The organism is Micrococcus sp. Alg238-R198, assembly GCF_900537135.1.
Taxonomy (GTDB): Bacteria; Actinomycetota; Actinomycetes; order Actinomycetales; family Micrococcaceae; genus Micrococcus; species Micrococcus luteus.
The window spans coordinates 156270-177279 of the sequence record NZ_UNRH01000002.1 but is presented as its reverse complement, the minus strand read 5'-3'; the positions used below and the strand labels follow the sequence as shown (position 1 = coordinate 177279).

The window sequence follows — 21010 nt, the reverse complement described above, 5'->3', positions numbered from 1 at the left end:
GATACCACCCGAAACCGCCCCCGACGGCGTCTGCGGGTCGGACGGAGCCGCGCGGGTCAGCGGGTGCCGAGGGCGTCGGCGTCCTGCTGGAGGGTGCCGATCAGGTTCGCCACCGCGCGGGCCGTGTGGGTCAGCGTGGTGATGGAGACGTTGTCGATGTCGTCCTGGGGCGTGTGGTAGTTGTCGTCGCGGATCGAGAGCAGGCCCGTCGAGGCGATGCCCGCGTCCACGAACGGCGCGTAGTCCGAGCGGCCGTTGCTGCCCTCGGGCTGGTGCGTGTGGCCGTCGCGGTCGAGCTGCGCGCCGAGCAGGGACTCAGCACCGATCGACCAGTCGGCCGTGAGCACGCCGAGCGTGTTCTGGTGGTCCAGCGGGGCCACCATGTCCAGGTTGGTGTAGAGGATGATGTCCTCGCGCTCCGCGGCGGTCAGGGTGTCCACGTAGTGGTGCGAGCCCAGCAGGCCGATCTCCTCGGCACCCCACAGGGCGAAGCGGACCTTGCTCTCGGCCTTGTTGGCCTTGGCGGCCTGGCGCGCGACCTCGAGGGTCGCCGCGACGCCCGAGGCGTTGTCGTGGATGCCCGGGCCCTCCGGCACGCCATCCAGGTGGGCGCCGAGCATCACGACGTCGTCGTCGCTGCCCGTGCGCGTCTCCGCCAGCACGTTCCAGGTGGGCCGCTGCTCCACGAGCTGCTCGAGGTCCAGGGTGACGGTCGCGCCGCCGGCGCGGGTCTGGGCCAGCAGGTCGGCGCCCAGCTCGCGGGTCACGCCCACGGTCCCGACGACGTCGCCCGGCGCGGCGCCCAGGGTGCCGTTCAGCGCGCCCTCGGCGTTGTTGTAGATGATGACGGCCTCGGCGCCCGAGGCGGCCGCGACCTGGGACTTCTGGGCGAAGGTGCAGTCGCCCCGGGAGACCAGGGCGACGCTGCCGGTCAGGTCCGCGCCGGCCCAGTCCGCGTCGGCGCAGCCGGTGGCGGCGCCGGCGGGGGCGGCGAGCGGGGCGTCGGTGACCTGCGCCGACGGCGAGGACGTGAAGACGGTGTGCTCGAGGTCGCGCTGGACGGGTCCGGTTTGCTGAAGCCGGTCCCGCAGGGTCTCGGTGTAGGTGATCTCGAACTCCTGGAGCTCGACGTCGTAGCCGGCCTCCTCGAGCTCGCCCACGGCGTAGTCGAGCGAGGCCTGGAAGCCCGGCGTGCCCGCGGCGCGGTTGCCGTGCTCGTCCGCGATGGCCGCGAACGCCTCGATGTCCTGGCGGAGGTGGTCCGAGGAGATGGATCGGACCAGCTTCTCCGGTGAGTTCGGGTTGCCGCCGGCACGGTTCTGGCCGGGGCCCAGGCCCCGGTCGGCGGTCTGCGCGGTGGCGGCGCTGGCCTTCGCCGGGGCGGCCGGGGCGGCCGGGGCGGCGAGTGAGACGGGGGCGGCGGTCAGCGTGGCGGCCAGGGTGGCGGCGGCCAGCAGGGTGGGGGTGCGGCGCATGGGCATCCTCATCGTCGGAGTGGGTGTGACGTACGCAACCTAGCCGGTCGTCCAGCGTCCGTACAGGGTGTGTGTCACGCCCGTCCAGCCGGATGCCGCCCGTGTCGCGGCCGCCCGCGCCGCGCCCGGCGCCACTGCACGCCCCGCCGGACCGGGCCGGTCGTCGTCGTCCACAGGCCGTCCGGCGGGTCATGTATCCTTGTCCGCACGAACCATATTGACCAGTGAAGACCTCGGCGGGCCCCTGTGCGCCACAGATCCGAGGCGGCGAGAGATGCGAAGGGGGTCACGCTCATGGGGCGCGGCCGTCAGAAGGCGAAGGCCACGAAGCAGGCACGGGAGATGAAGTACTTCTCTCCCGGAACAGACCTCTCGGCACTGGAGCGAGAGCTCACGGGCGGACGCACGCGCGGCCCGGAGCAGGACCAGGAGCCCGAGTACGAGGATCCGTACGCGGACCTCTACGCGGAGGACGAGGACGACGACGCGCGGGCGCGATGACGCCCGCACGGCATCCGGCCCTGGACGGGTATCAGGCCGCCCTGCGGTCGATCGCCAGGGTGGTGGATGAGACAGCACCGCTGCAGGACCCCGAGACGGCGTCTCGGGGTCTGCTGCGTCTGATGGAGGAGTCCCGCCCGCTCGTGATCACCGGGGCCGGCGTGTCCACGGACTCCGGCATCCCGGACTACCGGGGGCCAAACGGGTCCCTGCACCGCCACCGGCCGATGACGTACCAGGAGTTCCGGGACGACCCGGCCGCCCGCCACCGCTACTGGGCGCGCTCGTTCGTGGGCTGGCGCCGCATGGACCAGGCCCGCCCGAACGAGGCGCACCGCATCCTCGCGCGCTGGGCGGCCGAGGGGCGGATCGCCGGCGTCCTGACCCAGAACGTGGACGGGCTGCACGCCGAGGCCGGACGCGCGGCGGGGATGCCGGAGGACCGGCTGATCGAGCTCCACGGGGACCTGGCGCGCGTGGCCTGCCTGAACTGCGGGGCCACCGAGTCCCGCCGTGACCTGGACCTGCGGCTCGAGGCCGCCAATCCGGGCTACCTCGAGCGCGTGGCGATCGACCCGGACGCCGTGAACCCCGACGGGGACGTCTCCCTCGACCAGCACTGGGTGGAGGAGTTCACGATGGTCGGCTGCCGGGTGTGCGGCTCCGTGAAGCTCAAGCCGGACGTCGTGTACTTCGGCGAGTCCGTGCCCGCGGCGCGGCGCGCGGCCGCGGAGGCGATGGCCGACGACGGCGGCACGGTGCTCGCCGTCGGCACCTCGCTGGCCGTGATGAGCGGCTACCGGTTCGTGCTGCGGGCCGAGCGGGCCGGGCATGAGACGGGGCTGATCAACCTCGGCCCCACCCGCGCCGACGCCAAGGCCCGCTGGCGCTGGCGCGCCCCGGTCGCCGACGCGCTGGCCTGGCTCGACGCCCGCCTCTGACCCCCACCCACGTTTTCGTGCGGGAAACGGCGGACGCCGGGGCGTTTTCGTGCGGGAAACGGCGGGCGCCGGGGGTGTGGACACCGGGTGGCCCGGGGCCACGCACGACTCCTGCACAGGTGGCGCCGCCGGTGTCGTCGTCCACGGTGGGTGCTCCTGAGCGGGCGGGATAGGCCGGGTTGAGCCATCGTCACGGGCATGGCCACGTCTTCCCTGCCCCTGCCGGACATCGTCGAGACCGGCCGGCCGTTCACCCGTGGCGACCTGCGCGCGGCCGGGGTCTCGGAGCGACTGGTCCGCGGCGGTGACGTGCGGCGCGTGACGCATGGGGTCCATCGGCTCCGGACTGACCACCTCGGCTCGTGGGCGGAGCTCGGCTACGCCGAGGCGCCCGCTCCCTTCGCGCCGGAGGAGACGGCCGCGGTCGTGGAGGCGAGCGGGGGAGTGGCCTCCCACCTCACGGCGCTGCTCCTGCACCGCGTGCCGCTGCCGCCGTTCCTGGCGGAGGACGGCACGGTGCACGTGTCCCGGCCACACCCGCGCGGGGCGAGCGTCCGCCCAGAGATCACCTCGCATGCCCGCCTCGTCCCGGCCGCGGATGTGACCGTCCTCCACGGGATCCGCCTGACGAGCCTGGAGCGATCCTGGGCGGATCTGGCCGCACTGCTCCGTCCAGGCATGCTCGTGCCCGTCGTGGCGGCCGGGGACGCTCTCGTCCACCGGCCGTGGTCGCCGGAGGGGCGCCGCTCACCACGGACCACGACGGCGGCCCTGCGGTCCGCGCTCCTGCGTGCCGGGCGGTTCAAGGGAGTGCGCACCGCCCGTGCCGCCCTCCAGCTGGTGCGGGTGGGCGCGGACTCCCCACAGGAGACAGCCCTGCGACTGGCCCTGCTCCACGCCGGCCTGCCCGAGCCGGAGCTCCAGCTGGTGCTGCACCCGGGCCGGGCGCGGTCGCCGGACGCGGATCTGGGGTGGCGGCAGTGGCGCATGGTGGTCCACTACGACGGCGGTCACCACCTCGACCCGGCACAGGTCGCCGTGGACGCGTGGCGAGACGAGGGCTGGGCGCGCGCGGGCTGGACGCAGATCTGGGCCACGGTGGACGACGCACGGGACGACTTCCGGCGCGTCGTCGCCGAGGTGCAGACGCACCGGGCCCGGCTCGGCGGGCGGGTGTTCGCGTCGTGAACCGCCGTTTCCCGAACGAAAACACCCCGGAGCCCGCCGTTTCCCGAACGAAAACGCCCCCCGGGGGGTCAGGCGGCGTACTGGCCGCGCATCAGCACGGCGCCGCCGTCGACGCCCTTGGCGCCCTGCACGAAGTCCAGGCCCGCGGCCGCCGCGTCGTCGGTGAGGGCGCCGATGGTGCCCATCTCCCACGCGTCGATGCCGGCGTCCACGAGCACGGAGATCGACGTCGCGGCCACCTCCGGGTCCACCACGGCCACCATGCCCACGCCGAGGTTGAGGGTGCGCTCGAGGTCGGACTGCGGAACGCGGCCGAGCTCGCCCACCAGGCGGAACACGGGCGGCAGGGACCAGGTGTCGCGCTCGACGGTCGCCATGAGGCCCTGCGGGAGCACGCGCGCCAGGTTCGCGGCCAGGCCGCCGCCGGTCACGTGGCTGAACGCGCGCACCGGCAGGTCCGAGCCGCCCTCGTGGCCGTTGAGGCGCTGCACCAGGTCGAGGCAGGCGCGGGAGTAGATGCGGGTAGGCACGAGCAGCTCCTCGCCGAGGGTGCAGCCGAGCTCGGTGACCTCGCGGTCGAGGGACCAGCCCGCGGCGTTCACCACCCGGCGCACGAGCGAGTAGCCATTCGAGTGGATGCCGGAGGAGGCCATGCCGATCACGACGTCGCCGGACTGCACCCGCTCCGCGCCCAGGACCATGTCCGCCTCGACCACGCCGGTGGCCGCGCCCGCCACGTCGTACTCGTCCACGGCCAGCAGGCCCGGGTGCTCGGCGGTCTCGCCGCCCACGAGCGCGGTGTCGGCCAGGCGGCAGCCCTCGGCCACGCCGCGCACGATGTCCGCGATGCGCTCGGGCACGACCTTGCCGCACGCGATGTAGTCGGTCATGAACAGGGGCTGGGCGCCGACTACCACGATGTCGTCCACGACCATGCCCACGAGGTCCTGGCCGATGGTGTCGTGCTTGTCCATCGCCTGTGCGATCGCCACCTTGGTGCCGACGCCGTCCGTGGACGTGGTCAGCAGCGGCTTGCGGTACTGCAGCAGCGCGGAGGCGTCCCACATGCCGGCGAAGCCGCCGATGCCGCCCATGACCTCGGGGGTGTGGGTGGCCTTCACGGCGTCCTTCATCAGCTCGACGGCGCGGTCGCCGGCCTCCACGTCGACGCCGGCCGAGGCGTAGGTGATCGGGGCGGCGGAGGAGGGGGTCTGGTTCGGGGTCACAGCGGGGTCCTGTCCGTCTCGGTGAGCAGCTTCTCGTCGTCGGCGTCCGGGCCGGGCTCGCAGCCCGTGGCGGTCACGGTGGTGGTCTCGCCGCCCTCGTCCAGCACCACGGTGGACGCGGGCGACACGGCGACCGGCTCCAGCAGGCCCTTGCCGCGCTCGCCCTCGTCGGCCAGCGGGATCGGGTAGTCGCCGGTGAAGCAGGCGGTGCACAGGCGCTCGCGCGGCTGCCCGGTGGCCTCGATCATGCCGTCCTCGCTGATGTAGGCCAGCGAGTCGGCGCCGATGGACGCGGCGATCTGGTCCACCGCGGCGCCGTTGGCGATGAGCTCGGCGCGGGTGGCGAAGTCGATGCCGTAGAAGCAGGGCCACTTCACGGGCGGGGAGGAGATCTTCACGTGCACCTCGGCGGCGCCGGCCTCCTTGAGCATCCGCACGACGGCGCGCTGGGTGTTGCCCCGCACGATCGAGTCGTCCACCACCACGACGCGCTTGCCGGCCACCACGGTGGACTGGACGTTGAGCTTGAGGCGGATGCCGAGCTGGCGCAGCGTCTGGGACGGCTGGATGAAGGTGCGGCCCACGTACGCGTTCTTCACGAAGCCCTGGCGGAACGGCAGGCCCGAGGCGTCCGCGTAGCCCACGGCGGCGGGCGTGCCGGACTCGGGCACGGGGATCACGACGTCGGCCTCGACCGGCTGCTCGAGCGCGAGGCGGCGGCCCATCTCCACGCGGGACTCGTACACGGAGCGCCCGGCGATCGTGGCGTCCGGCCGGGCGAGGTAGACGTACTCGAACACGCAGCCGGCCGGCTTGGACTCGGCGAAGCGGGTGGAGCGGATGCCCTCCTCGTCGATCGCGATCATCTCGCCGGGCTCGACCTCCCGAATGAAGGAGGCGCCGACGGTGGCGAGGGCCGACTGCTCGGAGGCCACCACCCAGCCCCGCTCGAGGCGGCCGAGCACGAGCGGGCGCACGCCCTGCGGGTCGCGGGCGGCGTAGAGGGTGTGCTCGTCCATGAACACGAAGCAGTAGGCGCCGCGGATCTTCGGCAGCAGCTCGAGGGCGGTTTCCTCGAGGCGGTCCCCGGGGGTGCCGTGCAGCAGGGCCGTGACCAGGGCGGTGTCCGTGGTGTTGCCCTGCTTCATCTCACCGTGGGTGTGGCGTCCGTCCGCGGCGTGCACCATGCGCAGCAGCTCGGCGGAGTTCACGAGGTTGCCGTTGTGCGCCAGGGCGACCGTGCCGTCGTCGGCGGTGGCGCCCAGGGTGGGCTGGGCGTTGGCCCACTTGTTCACGCCGGTGGTGGAGTAGCGGCAGTGGCCGACGGCGATGTGGCCGCTCAGTGCGGTCAGGGTGGCCTCGTCGAACACCTGGGAGACCAGGCCGATGTCCTTGTAGACGGCGATGCGCCCGCCGTCCGAGACGGCGATGCCCGCGGACTCCTGGCCGCGGTGCTGGAGGGCGTACAGGCCGTAGTAGGCCAGTTTCGCGACCTCCTCGCCCGGCGCCCACACGCCGAACACGCCGCATTCGTCCTGCGGCCCCTGGTCCTGGGGGTCGAGGGCGGCGGTCAGGCGGCCGTCGCCTCGTCGGGTGCGCGGTGCGATCACTGCTCGGGGGTCCTTTCGGTGGGGGTGGTGCGGGCGGGCGGGGCACCCGCGTCCACACGGTCCAGGCGGACGTCCGCCACGGCCGGGTCGTCGGTGCGCTCGAGGACCACGGTGCGCGCGGTCGACCGGGAGCGGCGGTCCAGCAGCAGCCACACGAGCAGCCCGAGCACGCTCGTGCCGAGCATGCTCAGCAGCGATGCGAAGCCGAACGTCTCCGAGAAGGAGAGCGGGATGCCGGAGTACGGGTCCGCGGGCGGGGTGGGGGAGGCGTGGACCGCGGTGGTGATCACGAGTGCGATCAGCAGGCCGAGCGCGAGCGCCACCGCGAGCACCGCGGTCAGCCGCGGGGCGCGACGGACGGTGTAGGCGCGCTGATCGGGGGTCGGCTCGGGGGCGGAGGTCATGCGCGCCAGTCTATCGAGTCGGCCGCTGGGGCCAGTCGCGCGTGCCCGCGGCGGTGGCGGCACTCCCGGAGCACGCTCTGGCCGGCGCGTTGCGTGACGTTGAGCTCGTCGACCGCGGCCTGATACTCCTCCAGCGGGAGCACGACCTGCCCGCAGGCACGGGCGAACTGTGCCTTCGCCGCGGTGTCCGGGGCGGGATCGGCAGAGCTGCATCCCGCGACGAGGAACGGTGCCGACGTTCGAACGGTCGGTGCCGCCGAGAGGACTGCCGGACACCCCTCGCTCACGGCCGCACGAGCGGCAGGTGCGCGCCGAGGTCGGCCCGCACGCCCGAGGCGCGCACGCCGCCGGCCGCCGTCGCGTCCTCCCAGGTCGTCAGCCCCGTGGCCAGGGACAGCCATGTCACGGCGTCCATCTCCACCACGTTGGGCGGGGTGCCGCGGGTGTGCCGGGGCCCGGGGAGGCACTGGGCGACGCCGAAGGGCGGCACGCGCACCTCCACCGAGTTCCCGGGCACGCGGGTCGCCAGCTCCTCGAGCGCGAAGCGCACCGCCATGGCCCGCGTGGGGCGCGGCAGCGCGGCGGCCGCCGCGGGGTCCTCCTCGTGGGCGCGTGCCCACGCCAGCAGCGCCGCGTGGCCCTCGACGACAGGCACCCGGCGGCGGGGCACGGAGCCGGTGGTCACGCCCGCGCCTCGAAGGCCGGCAGGACGTCCCCCACGAGGTCCCGCACCGGCGCGGCCAGGCGGATCTCACCGACCGGCTCACCCCGGCCGAGCACCGGGGGCACGACGGCGGCCAGCACGCCCGGCAGCGTCGCCCGGTCCACGTGGTCCGGGGCGAACCGGGCCAGCAGCGCGAGCGCGACCAGGTCGCCGGCCCGCGTGCCGCCGTCGAGCGCCTTGACGGCCACGGCCGTGCCGTCCGGCGCGGCCATGACGAGGACGCCGTCCGCGCCCGCCTTGGCGAGCAGGCCGAGCTCGCGCATCACCACGGTGTTGGAGCTCGTCTCCCCGTGGACGGCCCACGGGTGCTCGAGCATCGCGGTGGCGACGGCGGCCGCGTGCGGGTCCGCGTCGGCGCGGCCGGGTGCCGCGGCGACCCGCCCGATGCCGCGGGCCAGGCCCGCCAGCGAGATGACGGCGGCGGGGGCGCCGCAGCCGTCCACACCGGTGTGGGCCACCGGCTCGCCGCAGTATTCGGCGATCACCGCGTCCACCTCGCGCTGCAGGGGGTGCGCCGGGTCGAGGTACGTGGCGACGTCGTGCCCGGATGCCGCGCAGGCCGCGAGGAAGCCGGCGTGCTTGCCGGAGCAGTTGAAGGCCAGCGGGGTCGCGGCGGCGGCCTCGCCGTCGCGGCGGACCTGGGCCACGACCTCGGAGGTGTCCGCGGGCCAGGCCGGCGGACACCGCAGGGCGGACGCGTCGAGGCCGGCGTCCGCGAGCATGCGCTCGGCCAGCGCCTGGTGCCGGAGCGTGCCCCGGTGCGAGCCGCACGCGATGGACAGGGCCTCACCTGCCAGCGCCGCCCCGTGGCGCAGCGACGCGATGGCCTGGAACGGCTTCAGCGTGGAGCGCGGGTAGATCAGCGCGTCTGCGGGGCCGAGCCCGGCCAGCACCCGCCCGTCGGGGCCGGTCACGACGGCGGCGCCCGCCGTGCGGGACTCGACGAAGCCGTTGCGGACGGTCTCCACGAGCTCGACGGCGTCGGACAGGGCGAAGGTCTCGCCCGCGGGGGCGACGGTGGCGTGGGTCATGCGGTCCAGGGTAGCGAGGGCCCCAGACGCGCCGGGCGTCCGGGGCCGGTGGGCCGGGTCAGGTCCGGCGGCATCACCGGCTCACTCCGCGGAGAGCCGCCCGTCCACCATGGTCAGGGTGCGGTCCGTGGCGGAGAGGAACTCGTGGTCGTGCGTGACCATGAGCGTCGCCACCTGCTCCTCGCGGGTCAGCGTGCCCAGCAGGTCCACGACGGCGGCCGAGCGCTCGCGGTCCAGCGCGGAGGTGGGCTCGTCCACGAGCAGCAGCGTCGGCGAGGCCATCAGCGCGCGCACGATGTTCACGCGCTGCCGCTGACCGCCCGAGAGCTGGTGCGGGCGCTTGCCGGCCTGGTCGGCCAGGTCCACACGCTCGAGCAGCTCCAGGGCCCGCGCCTTGGCGGCCCTGCGGTCGGCGCGGGTGGCGTCACGGTCCAGGTGCACGGTCAGCTCCAGCTGCTCGGCCGCCGTGAGGGACGGGATGAGGTTGGGCTGCTGGAAGATCATGCCGATCTCCTGGCCGCGCAGCGCGGTGCGCTCCTTCCGGGACAGCCCGGCCATCTCGCGGCCGGCCACGGACACGCAGCCGGAGGTGGGCGTCACCAGGCCCGCGGCCACCGCCAGCAGGGAGGACTTGCCCGAGCCGGACGGGCCGACCATCGCGGTGAACGTGCCGGGGAGCAGGTCCAGGCTCACCTCGTCCAGGGCGCGCAGCACGCCGCGCTCGCCGTCCGGGTACTCCAGCACGAGGTCGCGCACGGACAGCGCGGGGGTGGCGTCGGCCGCGGCGGCGGGGCGCTCGCCGGCGACGCGGTGGGCGGCCGCGGCGGCCGGGGTGCGGAGGGCGTCGAGGTCGGCCTGCGGGGCGGTGAGGGTGGTCATGGGGAGGTCCTTTCTCCAGGCGGGGGCGAGGCGGAGCCGAGGGGGACGACGGCGCCGGGCGGCGCCGTCGTCGGGGCGGTCAGTTGCCGCCGAGGGCGACCAGCGGGTCGATCCGGGTGACGCGGTAGACCGCGACGACGGCGGCGAGCATGCCGAGCACGAGGACCCCGGCGGCGGGCACCGCGGTGGTGGCCCACGAGAGCTCGAACGGGACGGCCCGCCCCGCGAACGCGCCGACCACGGCGGCCAGCCCGGTGCCCACGGCCACGCCGCCGACGAGCACGAACGCGGCCTGCGCGAGCGAGTCCTTCAGCACCCAGCCGTTCGAGCCGCCGAGGGCCTTGAGCACCGCGATGTCGCGGGTGCGCTGCACCGTCCAGATGGACAGGAACGCGATCACCACGAGCGCCGAGATGCCGTACAGGAAGCCCTGCATGGTCATCAGGGAGCCGTTCTCGGACCGGTAGCTGGGCAGGGCGGCGTAGGAGCCCTTCACGGTCTCCGCGACGGTGCCCGCGGCGTCGTCGCCGGCGGCGGCCACGGCGTCGACGTCGGCGCCCGCGTCGAAGCGCACGAGGCCGGCGGTGCCGAGCACCGCGTCGTCGGCGGTGTGCGAGATGGCGTTCCAGTCCTCGAGCGCCAGCCACGTCACGGGGGAGTGGGAGTAGTACTCGGTCGGCACGACGTCGGCCACGGTGTAGACGAAGCCGGAGACCGCGACGGCGTCACCCGCCTGGGCGTGGAGGGAGTCGGCCACGTCCTGGCTGAGCACGATCTGCCCGAGCTCGACGCCGGCCGGCGCGTCGGAGCCGCCCGGGGTGAGACCGATGAACGCGGTGGTGGCCACGCCGGTGGTGGGCTCGCCGGACACGTCCGCGCGGCCCTGCGGGTCCGTGTCCACGGGGTGCTCGAGGCCGATGGCCCGGCCCTGGCTCACACCGAGCGGCTCGACGGAGGCCACGCCGTCCGTGGCCGCCCACGCGTCGCGCTGGGCCACGGTGAACTCGGACTGGGTGAACGACGCGGTGGGCTCCTGGCCCGCCGCACCGCCGAAGACCAGACGCTGCACGCCCTGCTCGCCGAGGCGGTCGATCGCGGCCGTGTTCTGCCCGCCCAGGCCGGCCGTGAGGCCGGAGAGCATGACGAGCAGCAGGCTGATGAGGGCCACCACGGAGCCCATGAGGGCGAACCGTCCGGTGGCGAAGCGGAGGTCGCGGAGTGCGAGGAACACGGGGCGCGTCCTTTCCTGACGAGGTCTGTCCTGAGGTTGCCTCCACGGTCTCGCGCGGGGAGGGGTCGCCACATCGCCCGCGGCGGCTGGACCCGGTCAACCGAATGGTTGATCCCGGCGGCGCAGCGGCGCGGCCCCGGGGCATCGGGCCGTTGTCGCGTCCGGGGCGCGCCCTAGGGTGGAGCCATGTCCGTCGCACCCCGCGCCGCCGTGCCCCCCGCGCCCACCGAGACCGGCACCACCGCCGTGCTCGCCGGCCTGCGCGTGGCCCTGCACGTCACGTTCGCCGCGCTGCTCACCGTGGGGCTGGCGCGCGCGCTCGCGGACCGGTCCCCGGAGGCGTCCTCCGGTCCGTTCCCGGCCACCACCCTGGTGCTGCTGACCGCCGCGCTGGCGGGCGTCTACCTGGCCGGGACCGTGCTGGAGCGGCGCCGGTGGGCCCGGGGCGACGACGTCGGCCGCGGTCCGGCGGTCGCCTGGCTGGCCCTGGTGCTGCTGCTGTGGGGCCTGCTCGTGGCCCACCACGGCGACTTCGCGTGGGTCGCCTTCCCCCTCTTCTTCGTCGTCCTGCACGTGGTCGACCGGGTGGCCCGGCAGGCCTGGGTGCGCCACGTGGTCGGGCCCGCGCTGGTGGTGGCGATGGCCGTCGTCGTGGTGGCCGGGATGGCGGCGGGCGCCGGCGGCGTGCGGGTGCCGGCCGTCATTGGTCCGCTGGTGGGCGCCGCCGTGGCCGTGGTGCTCTCCGGGGCGTACCGCGCCCTGCACGCCGAGTCCGAGCGCCAGCGTGCCGTGGCCGAGCAGCTGCGCGCCGCGCAGGCCGAGCTCGCGCGCACCGAGCACCGGGCGGGGGTGAGCGCCGAGAGGGAGCGGCTCGCCCGCGAGATCCACGACACCCTCACCCAGGGGCTGGCCTCGATCGTGCTGGTCTCGCGCGCGGCCCAGGACGCGCTCGACGCCGCCGACCCCGCCCTCGCCCGGCAGCGCATGGAGACCGTGCGCGCCACGGCCGCCGAGAACCTCGCCGAGTCCCGCCGCTTCGTCCGCGACCTGCGCGGCACCGGGGCACCGTCCCTCATCGAGGCGCTCGAACGAGCGGTCACCGGGTTCGCCGACCGGCAGGCCGCCGCCGGGACACCCGTGGCCGCGGACGTCGAGGTCGTGGGCGAGCCGGTCGCGGTCGCCGAGGCCGTGGAGACCGCCGTGCTGCGAGCCGTGCAGGCCTCCCTGGCGAACGTCGGCGCCCACGCGGGCGCCCATCGCGCCCGCGTCACGCTGGGCTACCTCGGCGACGAGCTGACGGTGGACGTGGCCGACGACGGCGCGGGGTTCGACCCGGCCGTCGTCGCGGCCCGCGCCCGGGCCGGAGCCGCCGGTGCCGACCCGGGGGTGGGGACCGGCGTGGGACTGGCGAGCGTGCGCGAGCGCCTCGCGGCGGTGGGCGGCGAGGCCACCGTCGAGTCGGCCCCCGGCGAGGGCACCGTGGTGGCGCTGCGGGTGCCGCTGGTCGCCGCCGGGGCCGGCCGGAGCGCTGATCCCGAGCAGACCGAGAGCGAGGAGACCGCATGAGCGTGCGCGTGATGCTGGTGGACGACCACCCCGTGGTCCGGGCGGGGGTGCGGGCCGTCGTCGAGGCGCACCCGGACCTGACCGTGGTGGCCGAGGCCGCCGACGGGGCGGAGGCGATCGGCGTCCTGGAGGCGGGCGAGCCCGCGGTGGACGTCGTGCTGATGGACCTGCAGATGGGTGCGGGCATGGACGGCGTGACCGCCACCCGCGCGGTGCGGGAGCGGTGGCCGGGGGTGCAGGTGCTGATCCTGACGACCTTCGACACCGAGGCGGACATCCTGGCGGCCGTGAACGCGGGCGCCGCCGGCTACCTGCTCAAGGACGCCCCGAGCGAGGAGATCGCCTCGGCGGTGCGGCAGGCGGCGGCGGGACGCAAGGCGCTGGCCCCGCAGGTCGCGGCCACGCTGATGGGGCGCATGTCCGGCGGCTCCGAGGTGCTGTCCGAGCGGGAGATCCAGCTGCTCGAGCTGATCGCGCGGGGCGCCACGAACAAGGTGGCCGCGAAGGAGCTGTTCATCTCCGAGGCCACCGTGAAGACGCACCTGGTGCACATCTTCCAGAAGCTCGGCGTGGACAACCGCACCCGCGCCGTCGACGAGGCCCGGCGACGGCGCATCATCCGCTGACGGACAGGCCGGGGCGGCCGACCCTGGAGGGCCCAGCCCCGCTCAGCGGCGCCGCACGTACCGGGTGATCACCGCCGCGGCGACGGCCGCCAGCGCCAGCACGCCGAGCGCGGCGGGCAGGCTGAGGTCGCCGCGCTGGACGCCGAACCCCCGCAGCGTCCAGAAGACGATCAGGGCGCACGTGAACATCACGCCGACGAACGTCCAGACCGACCGCAGCCCGGGTCCCAGCCCCGCACCGGGCCGGTGGCGGGGATCACGGGGGTCACCGTCGTCGCCGGGCTGACCGTGGTGGAGGGGAGGCATCGTCATGCGCTCCACCGTAGGGGCCACGGGCCGGGCCGGGCCAGGGCCACCGCGTAGGCTTGAGGCTCGTGAAGACCCTTGTGCTCGGCAACGGCGGCCGCGAACACGCGCTGCTCACCGCCCTCTCCCGTGATCCGCAGGTCGGCGCCCTCCACGCGGCGCCCGGCAACGCCGGCATGGCCGACCTGGCCACCCTCCACGCCGTCGAGGCCACCGACCCGGCCGCCGTCGTGGAGCTCGCGCGCGAGCTGGGGGCCGACCTCGTCGTCGTCGGTCCCGAGGCCCCGCTGGCCGCCGGCGTCTCCGACGCCCTGCGCGAGGCCGGGTTCGCCGTGTTCGGCCCCTCGCAGGCCGCCGCGCAGCTCGAGGCGTCCAAGGCCTTCGCCAAGGAGGTCATGGCCGCCGCGGGCGTGCCCACCGCCGGCTCCCGCGTGTGCACCACCGCCGCGGAGGCCGCCGCCGCCCTCGACGAGTTCGGCGCCCCCCACGTCGTCAAGGACGACGGCCTGGCCGCGGGCAAGGGCGTCGTGGTCACCTCCGACCGCGCCGAGGCCCTCGCCCACGCCGAGGCCTGCTTCGCCGTCGGCGGCACCGTGGTGGTCGAGGACTTCCTGGACGGTCCCGAGGTCTCCCTCTTCGTGATCTGCGACGGCGAGGACGCCGTCGCCCTCACCCCCGCGCAGGACTTCAAGCGCATCCACGACGGCGACGCCGGCCCCAACACCGGCGGCATGGGCGCGTACACGCCGCTGCCGTGGCTGCCCGAGGGCTTCACGGACGAGGTCATGGACCGCGTGGCCCGCCCCGTGCTCGCCGAGATGGCCCGCCGCGGCACCCCGTTCACGGGCGTCCTGTTCTGCGGCCTGGCCGTGACCGCCAAGGGCGTGGAGGTCATCGAGTTCAACGTGCGCTTCGGCGACCCCGAGACCCAGGCCGTGCTCGCCCGCCTCGAGACGCCCCTGGGCGGGCTGCTCGCCGACGCCGCGGCCGGCCGGCTCGGCGCGGACCGCCGGCTCGAGTGGAGCGACGACGTCGCCGTGGACGTGGTCATGGCCTCGGCCGGCTACCCGGCCTCCTCCTCGCGGGGCGACGTGATCACCGGGCTGGCCGACGCGGCCGCCCTCGAGGGCGTGCACGTGATCCACGCCGGCACCGCGGCGCAGGGCGAGGACGTGGTGACGGCGGGCGGCCGGGTGCTGGCCGTCGTCGGGCGCGGGGCGGACCTGGCGCAGGCGCGGCAGCGGGCCTACGCGGGCGTCGAGCGGATCCGGTTCGACGGCGCCCAGTGGCGCACGGACATCGGACTCAAGGCCGAGCGCGGCGAGATCACCGTGCCCGGGACGGAGGGAGCGAAGTGAGCGGGGAGCGCGTGGGGTTCACGGGGGCCGAGGCCCTCGAGCTGCCGGGCTGGCGGCACGTCTACTCGGGCAAGGTGCGGGACCTGTACGAGCCCGCCGACGCCGAGCCGGGACGGTCCGCGACGCTGCTCGTGGTGGCCTCCGACCGGATCAGCGCCTACGACCACGTGCTGGAGCCGCCGATCCCGGACAAGGGCGCCATCCTCACCCGGCTGACCCTGTGGTGGTTCGAGAAGCTGGCCGAGGGCTACAACGGGGCCCACGCCGAGCCGGTCGAGCACCACGTGGTGAGCACGGACGTGCCCGCGGCCGTGGCCGGGCGGGCGATGATCGTCAAGCGCCTGGACATGTTCCCCGTGGAGTGCATCGCCCGCGGCTACCTGACCGGCTCCGGCCTGGCCGAGTACCGCGCGTCGGGCACGGTGGCCGGCCTGCCGCTGCCCGCCGGGCTCGTGGACGGCTCGCGGGTCGACCCGCCGATCTTCACGCCGTCCGCGAAGGCCGAGGTCGGCGAGCACGACGAGAACATCACGTTCGAGCAGATGGTCGAGCGCGTAGGCACCGAGGCCGCCGAGCGCCTGCGGTTCCTCACCCTGGACCTGTACGCCCGCGCCGAGGCGATCGCCCGCGAGGCCGGCATCATCCTGGCGGACACGAAGGTCGAGTTCGGTGTGGACCCGGCCACCGGCCAGGTGGTGCTGGGCGACGAGGTCCTCACCCCGGACTCCTCCCGGTTCTGGGACGCCGAGGACTATGAGCCCGGCCGCCCCCAGGCGAGCTTCGACAAGCAGTTCGTCCGTGACTGGCTCACGGGCCCCGACTCCGGCTGGGACAAGACCAGCGGGGAGGCCCCGCCGGCGCTGCCCGCCGACGTCGTGGCCAAGACCCGCGACCGCTACGTGGAGGCGTACGAGCGCCTGACGGGCCGCCCCTTCGACGCCTGACCCGGACTTTCGAACGTGGGGTAGGCCCTCTGCCACGTTCGAAAGTCCCCATTCGCCCGATTTCACGTTCGAAAGTCCGGGGTGGGGCGGGGTGGGGCGGGTCCTGCACAGGTGTTCGGCCCCGCACAGGAGGGGGCCGGACGCCCGCCCACGACGACGGCGCCCGCATCCTGGCCGCATGCCCCGCCGCCCCGCACCCCTTCCGCCGGCCCTCGCCGGCCGCGTCTTCACCCGGCGCGAAGCCCTGGACCGCCTCTCCTCCGACCGGCTGCGCAGCCTCGACCTGCGCCAGGTCACCCACGGGGCACACCGCGCGGTCGTCGACGTGCCGGGGTCGTGGGGCGCGCTCGGATACCCCCGCCCCGTGGCGGCCCTGCCGCCGGAGGAGGCCGCCGTCGTGGTGGCTCTGACCCGTGGGGTCACCTCGCATCTGACGGCGGCGCGGCTGCACGGGCTCGTCCTGCCGTGGTGGGCCGAGGAGGACATGCGGGTGCACGTGAGCCGGCCGCACCGCACGGGTCGGACAGGGCGCGCGGGCGTCGCCTGCCACGGACGCACGGTGCCGGCCGAGGACCGCGTGGAGGTGCACGGGGTCCCGGTCACCTCGCTCGAGCGGACGTGGGTGGACCTCTGCTCCCTGCTGCGGCCGGATCAGGTGGCGGACGCCGTCGTCGCGGGGGACGCGCTGGTGAACCGTCCGTGGGCCGACGGGACCCGACTCCCGCCGCGCACGACGGCGTCGCGGCTCTCCGCGGCGCTGGAGCGGGCGGGCCGGTTCAAGGGCGTGCGGGTGGCCCGGGCTGCGCTGGCGCTGATCCGGGTGGGGGCGGACTCGCCTCCGGAGACGCGGCTGCGGCTGGCGCTCCTCGACGCCGGGCTCCCCGAGCCGCGCCTCCAGGCGCAGCTGGTCTCACCGGCAGGGGAGCGGACCGACGCGGACATGGTGGTCGAACGGTCCCGCGTGGCCCTCCACTACGACGGCGGCCACCACCGCACGCCGGAGCAGCAGCGACGCGACGCACGGCGGGACCGTCTCTGGCAGGAGGCCGGCCACCTGTCCATCACGGTGATGGGCGCCGACCTGGCCGAGGACTTCCGAACCGTGGTGGCCGCCGTCGTCCGCCACGACCGGGCCGTGCGGGCGGCCTCCACCTCCGGCCCCGCCCCGCAGAACTTTCGAACGTGAAATCGGGCGAATGGGCACTTTCGAACGTGGGGTAGGCCCTCTGCCACGTTCGAAAGCGCGTCGGGCGCGCCACCCATCAGGCGAGCGAGTCCTCCCAGGCCCGGTGCAGCGCCGCGAACCGGCCGTCGGCCGCCACCAGCTCGGCGGGGCTGCCGTCCTCGATGATCCGGCCATCGTGCATCACGAGCACCCGGTCGGCGGTCTCGACGGTGCTGAGCCGGTGGGCGATGATCAGCGCCGTCCGGTTCCCCAGCAGCCGCTCCAGCCCGGCCTGCACGAGTCGCTCGCTCGGCAGGTCCAGCGACGACGTCGCCTCGTCCAGGATCAGCACGGCGGGGTCCGCGAGGAACGCCCGCGCGAACGACACGAGCTGCCGCTGTCCCGCGCTCAGCCGCCCGCCGCGCTTGGCGACGTCGGTCGCGTAGCCCTCGGGCAGCCCCAGGATGAAGTCGTGCGCCCCCACCGCCCGGGCGGCCGCCTGGATCTCGGCCTCGGTGGCGTCGGGCCGGCCGAGGGCGATGTTCTCCGCGATCGACCCGGAGAACAGGAACGCCTCCTGGGTCACCATCACCACGTTGCGCCGCAGATCCGCCTGGCTGAGCTCGCGCAGCTCCACCCCGTCCAGCGTCAGCGAGCCGGCAGAGACGTCGTAGAACCGGGCGATGAGCTTGGCCAGCGTCGACTTGCCCGCACCCGTCTGGCCCACCACGGCCACGGTCTGCCCGGCCGGGATCACGAGGTCGAACTCCGGCAGCACCACCCGGTCCGGTCCGTAGCTGAACACCGCGTCCCGGAACTCCACCCGCCCGGACGCCACGCCCGTCCCCGGAGCGTCGGCCCCGGGCAGCGGCGTGGGCTCGGCGGCCTCCACCACGGTGGGCTCCTCCTCGAGCAGGCCGGAGACCTTCTCGAGTGCCGCCGTCGCGGACTGCAGCGACGAGTAGAACATCGCCACCATCTCCATGGGCTGGAACACGCGCCGCCCGGCCAGCAGGAGCGCCACGAGCACCCCCACCTCGAGGTCGCCGTCGAGCACGCGCAGGCCCCCGGTCACGAGCAGCGCCGCCACCGTCAGGTTGCCCGTCGCCACGAGCACCGGCTGCAGGATGCCGAACAGGTTGAGCGTGGCCACCATGTCGTCCCGGTAGGCCGTGGCCAAGTCGCGGTACCGCGCGTCGTTGTCCCGTTCCCGCCGGAAGGCCTGGACCGCGCGGATGCCGGTCATGGTCTCCACGAAGTGCACGATCGACCGCGCCGAGGACACCCGTGACCGCCGGTACGCCTCCTCGGACCGCACCTGGTACCAGCGCGTCACGATCGCCACCGGCACGGCCGCGCCCAGCAGCACGAGGAACGACGGCGGGTCCAGCAGCAGGATGGACGCCGCGGTGAACGACATGAACATCAGCCCGGACACGAGCGAGGACACGCCCTGGTCCAGCAGCTCCCGCAGCGCCTCCAGGTCCGAGGTCTGCCGCGAGATCACCCGCCCGGACGTGTACCGCTCGTGGAAGCCGAGGCTCAGCCGCTGCGTGTGCCGGAACACGCGCAGCCGCAGGCTCAGCAGCATGGCCTGGCTCGCCCGCGCGGTGAGCCACGTGTACGCCCCCAGCAGGCCGCCGGAGACGAGGGCCGCCGCCACGTACGCCCCGCCCACGGGGACGAGGATGGGCCAGACGGACTCGCCGGCCCGCACGGCCTCGACGACGCGCGGCAGCTCCGCGTCGATCGCCCAGGCGATGATCAGCGGACCGGCCGCCCGCGCCGCGTTGGACACGAGGACGAAGACCACGGTGAGCAGCAGCGTCCCCCGGACCGGCCGCGCGAGCTCGCCGAGCAGGCGGAAGGATCGGCGCCGGATGTGGCGGCGCTCCGCGCGGGTGTAGTCGAGGTCCTCTTCGGCCCCCACGCCGCGCACGCGGCTCACGTCGGCGGCGCTCATGCCTGCTCCTCCGGTCGGCTCGAGATGATGTGCCGGTACACGGCGCTGCGGGCCAGCAGTTCGGGGTGCGTCCCCACGTCCTCGATCCGCCCGTCCGCCAGCACCGCGACCCGGTCCGCCAGGGCCACGGTGGAGGGACGGTGCGCCACGATCAGGGTGGTCGTCCCGTCGAGGACCTCGCGCAGGCGCGCGGTCACGGCCTCCTCGGTGCGCACGTCGAGGGCGGAGAGGGGGTCGTCCAGCACGAGCACGTCCGGGCGTGCCGCGATCGCGCGGGCGAGGGCGATCCGCTGGCGCTGTCCGCCGGAGAGGCTGAGGCCCTCCTCGCCGATCTCGGTCTCGACGCCGTCCGCCAGGTCCGCCACGAAGCCCGCCTGCGCGGTCTCGAGCGCGAGGTCGAGCAGGGCGTCCGCCGCGGGGGAGTGGAGGCCGTCCGCGAGCACGTCCGCCGGGGCGCCGAGCAGCACGTTCTGCCGGATGGTCGCGGAGAACAGTGTGGCGTCCTCGAACGCCACGGACACCCGCCGGCGCAGCTCCTCGAGCGGCATCCGGCGCACGTCCACCCCGTCCACGCAGACGGAGCCCGCCGTGACGTCGAGCAGCCGGGGGACCAGCTGCAGCAGCGTCGACTTGCCGGCGCCGGTCGCGCCGACCAGGGCCATCGTCTCGCCGGGCACCAGCTCGAGGTCGACGCCGTCGAGCAGGTCGCGCTCCCCGCGCCCCGGGTCCGCGTCCGGCCAGCGGAAGCGCACCCCGCGGAACGCGAGCGCGCCGGTGGCCGGGGGCACGACGGCGGCCTCCCCGGTGGGCGAGGCGATGTCCACGGGCGTGGCGAGGACGTCCACGTGGCGGTCGATCGCCGTGCGGGCCGAGAGCGTCATGCCCATCAGCTGGCCCACCGACTCGACCGGCCCGGCCAGCACGGCCGCGGTGGCGAAGTAGGCGGCGAGCGCGCCCACCGTCAGCTCCCCGGTCGCCACGAGCCACAGGCCCAGGGCGAGGCCCAGGCCCAGCACCGTCTCCGGCAGGGCCACGATGAGCGCGATGAACCGGGCCAGCACCGAGGCCTTGTGCACCTCGGTGCCCTGCAGCGTGCGGGCGCGCCCGCCGAAGCCGTCGAGGGCGTGCGCGCCGCGGCCGAACGCCTTGAGGACGCGGATGCCGTGCACCGACTCCTCGACGGACGTGGCGAGGTCCCCGGCCTGGTCCTGGGAGAGCCGGGACGCGGCGCGGAAGTCGTTGCGGAACCCGAACGACGCCCACATGATCGGCACGGCCGCGGCGAGGTAGAGCAGGGCCAGCTGCCAGGACAGCAGGAACAGCAGGACGAGGCCGACGGCGATGGTCACCACGTCCACCACGAGCATGACCGAGCCGAACGCGATCCACCGCCGCAGCAGCGAGAGGTCGCCCTGGGCCCGGGAGAGCAGCTGCCCCGAGGGCCACGCGTCGTGGAACGCCACCGGCAGGCGCTGGAGCCGTTCGAACAGGGCGATGCGCGCCCGGTTCTCCACCCCGGCGGCCGGCGGGAGGATGAAGTACCGGCGCAGGCCGATGAACGCGGCCTCGGCGAGGCCGAGCACGGTGAGCAGGCCGGCGGCCCGCCACACGTCCGCGCGGGAGTCGGGGGAGGAGGGCCCGGCGAGCACAGTCTGCGTGAACACGGTGTCCACGAGCAGGTGGATGACCTGCGGGATGGCCAGGGCCACGAGGCCCGCCGCCGTGGCCGAGGCGAGCCCGAGCACCCAGCGCGCCCGCACGCCCTCGAGGTACGGTGCGATCCCGCCCAGGGCGTCACGCAGGGACGAGGCGGCGGGAGAGGTGGCGCGGGTCACGGGGCTCCACTGTACCCGCGGCCGCGGACGGGACAGG

At 74.9% G+C, this 21010-nt stretch carries 19 protein-coding genes; 8 read left to right on the top strand and 11 right to left on the bottom strand.

The window, feature by feature from the left end:
• Positions 1-56 precede the first annotated feature (56 nt).
• The gene (locus G6R13_RS02850) at positions 57-1475 is read right to left on the bottom strand and encodes a M20/M25/M40 family metallo-hydrolase (RefSeq protein WP_230278063.1); all 1419 of its coding nucleotides are present in this window, start codon (positions 1473-1475) and stop codon (positions 57-59) included.
• 294 nt (positions 1476-1769) lie between these two features.
• Between G6R13_RS02850 and G6R13_RS02845 the strand changes: the two genes are divergently transcribed.
• From G6R13_RS02845 to G6R13_RS02835, 3 genes are all read left to right on the top strand, one after another.
• Positions 1770-1976, top strand: coding sequence for a DUF3073 domain-containing protein (locus G6R13_RS02845; protein WP_036314242.1), 207 nt, complete (start codon positions 1770-1772; stop codon positions 1974-1976).
• Positions 1973-2917 (top strand): Sir2 family NAD-dependent protein deacetylase, encoded by a 945-nt coding sequence (locus G6R13_RS02840; protein ID WP_061867644.1) that lies wholly within the window; start codon positions 1973-1975, stop codon positions 2915-2917. Before G6R13_RS02845 ends, G6R13_RS02840 begins: the two co-directional genes overlap by 4 nt.
• A gap of 198 nt (positions 2918-3115) precedes the next feature.
• On the top strand, positions 3116-4105 hold the full coding sequence (locus G6R13_RS02835; RefSeq protein ID WP_060973675.1) for a type IV toxin-antitoxin system AbiEi family antitoxin domain-containing protein: 990 nt from the start codon (positions 3116-3118) through the stop codon (positions 4103-4105).
• Positions 4106-4173: 68 nt separating this feature from the next.
• On the opposite strand, the gene purM is transcribed toward G6R13_RS02835, so the two are convergent.
• The 7 genes from purM to G6R13_RS02800 form a co-directional block, all read right to left on the bottom strand.
• Positions 4174-5331 carry a phosphoribosylformylglycinamidine cyclo-ligase gene (gene purM / locus G6R13_RS02830; RefSeq protein WP_060973674.1) on the bottom strand — a complete coding sequence of 386 codons (1158 nt, stop codon included), beginning with the start codon at positions 5329-5331 and terminating at the stop codon, positions 4174-4176.
• Positions 5328-6941: an amidophosphoribosyltransferase gene (gene purF, locus G6R13_RS02825; protein ID WP_060973673.1), complete on the bottom strand. Its 1614-nt coding sequence runs from the start codon at positions 6939-6941 to the stop codon at positions 5328-5330. The genes purM and purF overlap by 4 nt, the downstream gene beginning before the upstream one ends.
• Complete coding sequence (locus tag G6R13_RS02820) at positions 6938-7345, bottom strand: hypothetical protein (RefSeq protein WP_044658862.1); 408 nt, start codon at positions 7343-7345, stop codon at positions 6938-6940. Before G6R13_RS02820 ends, purF begins: the two co-directional genes overlap by 4 nt.
• A gap of 283 nt (positions 7346-7628) precedes the next feature.
• Positions 7629-8030, bottom strand: coding sequence for a sterol carrier family protein (locus G6R13_RS02815; RefSeq protein ID WP_044658863.1), 402 nt, complete (start codon positions 8028-8030; stop codon positions 7629-7631).
• On the bottom strand, positions 8027-9100 hold the full coding sequence (locus G6R13_RS02810; RefSeq protein ID WP_049146831.1) for an asparaginase: 1074 nt from the start codon (positions 9098-9100) through the stop codon (positions 8027-8029). The genes G6R13_RS02815 and G6R13_RS02810 overlap by 4 nt, the downstream gene beginning before the upstream one ends.
• An 81-nt stretch (positions 9101-9181) precedes the next feature.
• Positions 9182-9979, bottom strand: coding sequence for an ABC transporter ATP-binding protein (locus G6R13_RS02805; RefSeq protein WP_041103971.1), 798 nt, complete (start codon positions 9977-9979; stop codon positions 9182-9184).
• A gap of 79 nt (positions 9980-10058) precedes the next feature.
• Positions 10059-11210, bottom strand: a complete 1152-nt coding sequence (locus tag G6R13_RS02800; RefSeq protein WP_060973809.1) for an ABC transporter permease — start codon at positions 11208-11210, stop codon at positions 10059-10061.
• A 186-nt stretch (positions 11211-11396) separates the two neighbouring features.
• Between G6R13_RS02800 and G6R13_RS02795 the strand changes: the two genes are divergently transcribed.
• The gene (locus G6R13_RS02795; protein ID WP_101966070.1) at positions 11397-12776 is read left to right on the top strand and encodes a sensor histidine kinase; all 1380 of its coding nucleotides are present in this window, start codon (positions 11397-11399) and stop codon (positions 12774-12776) included.
• Entirely contained in the window at positions 12773-13402 is a 630-nt protein-coding gene (locus G6R13_RS02790) for a response regulator transcription factor (protein ID WP_060973807.1), read from the top strand. Before G6R13_RS02795 ends, G6R13_RS02790 begins: the two co-directional genes overlap by 4 nt.
• Positions 13403-13444: 42 nt before the next feature.
• On the opposite strand, the gene G6R13_RS02785 is transcribed toward G6R13_RS02790, so the two are convergent.
• A complete protein-coding gene (locus G6R13_RS02785) occupies positions 13445-13714 on the bottom strand; it encodes a hypothetical protein (protein WP_095353865.1) in 270 nt (89 codons plus the stop codon).
• A gap of 62 nt (positions 13715-13776) precedes the next feature.
• Between G6R13_RS02785 and purD the strand changes: the two genes are divergently transcribed.
• The 3 genes from purD to G6R13_RS02770 all read left to right on the top strand — a co-directional run bounded on the left by purD (position 13777) and on the right by G6R13_RS02770 (position 17196).
• Positions 13777-15066, top strand: coding sequence for a phosphoribosylamine--glycine ligase (gene purD, locus G6R13_RS02780; RefSeq protein ID WP_095353863.1), 1290 nt, complete (start codon positions 13777-13779; stop codon positions 15064-15066).
• Entirely contained in the window at positions 15063-16010 is a 948-nt protein-coding gene (locus G6R13_RS02775; protein WP_044658867.1) for a phosphoribosylaminoimidazolesuccinocarboxamide synthase, read from the top strand. Before purD ends, G6R13_RS02775 begins: the two co-directional genes overlap by 4 nt.
• A gap of 178 nt (positions 16011-16188) precedes the next feature.
• On the top strand, positions 16189-17196 hold the full coding sequence (locus tag G6R13_RS02770; protein WP_020624427.1) for a hypothetical protein: 1008 nt from the start codon (positions 16189-16191) through the stop codon (positions 17194-17196).
• 76 nt (positions 17197-17272) lie between these two features.
• On the opposite strand, the gene G6R13_RS02765 is transcribed toward G6R13_RS02770, so the two are convergent.
• Both G6R13_RS02765 and G6R13_RS02760 read right to left on the bottom strand, forming a co-directional pair.
• Positions 17273-19138 carry an ABC transporter ATP-binding protein gene (locus G6R13_RS02765; protein ID WP_049146820.1) on the bottom strand — a complete coding sequence of 622 codons (1866 nt, stop codon included), beginning with the start codon at positions 19136-19138 and terminating at the stop codon, positions 17273-17275.
• On the bottom strand, positions 19135-20973 hold the full coding sequence (locus G6R13_RS02760; RefSeq protein ID WP_163720993.1) for an ABC transporter ATP-binding protein: 1839 nt from the start codon (positions 20971-20973) through the stop codon (positions 19135-19137). The genes G6R13_RS02765 and G6R13_RS02760 overlap by 4 nt, the downstream gene beginning before the upstream one ends.
• Positions 20974-21010 lie beyond the last annotated feature (37 nt).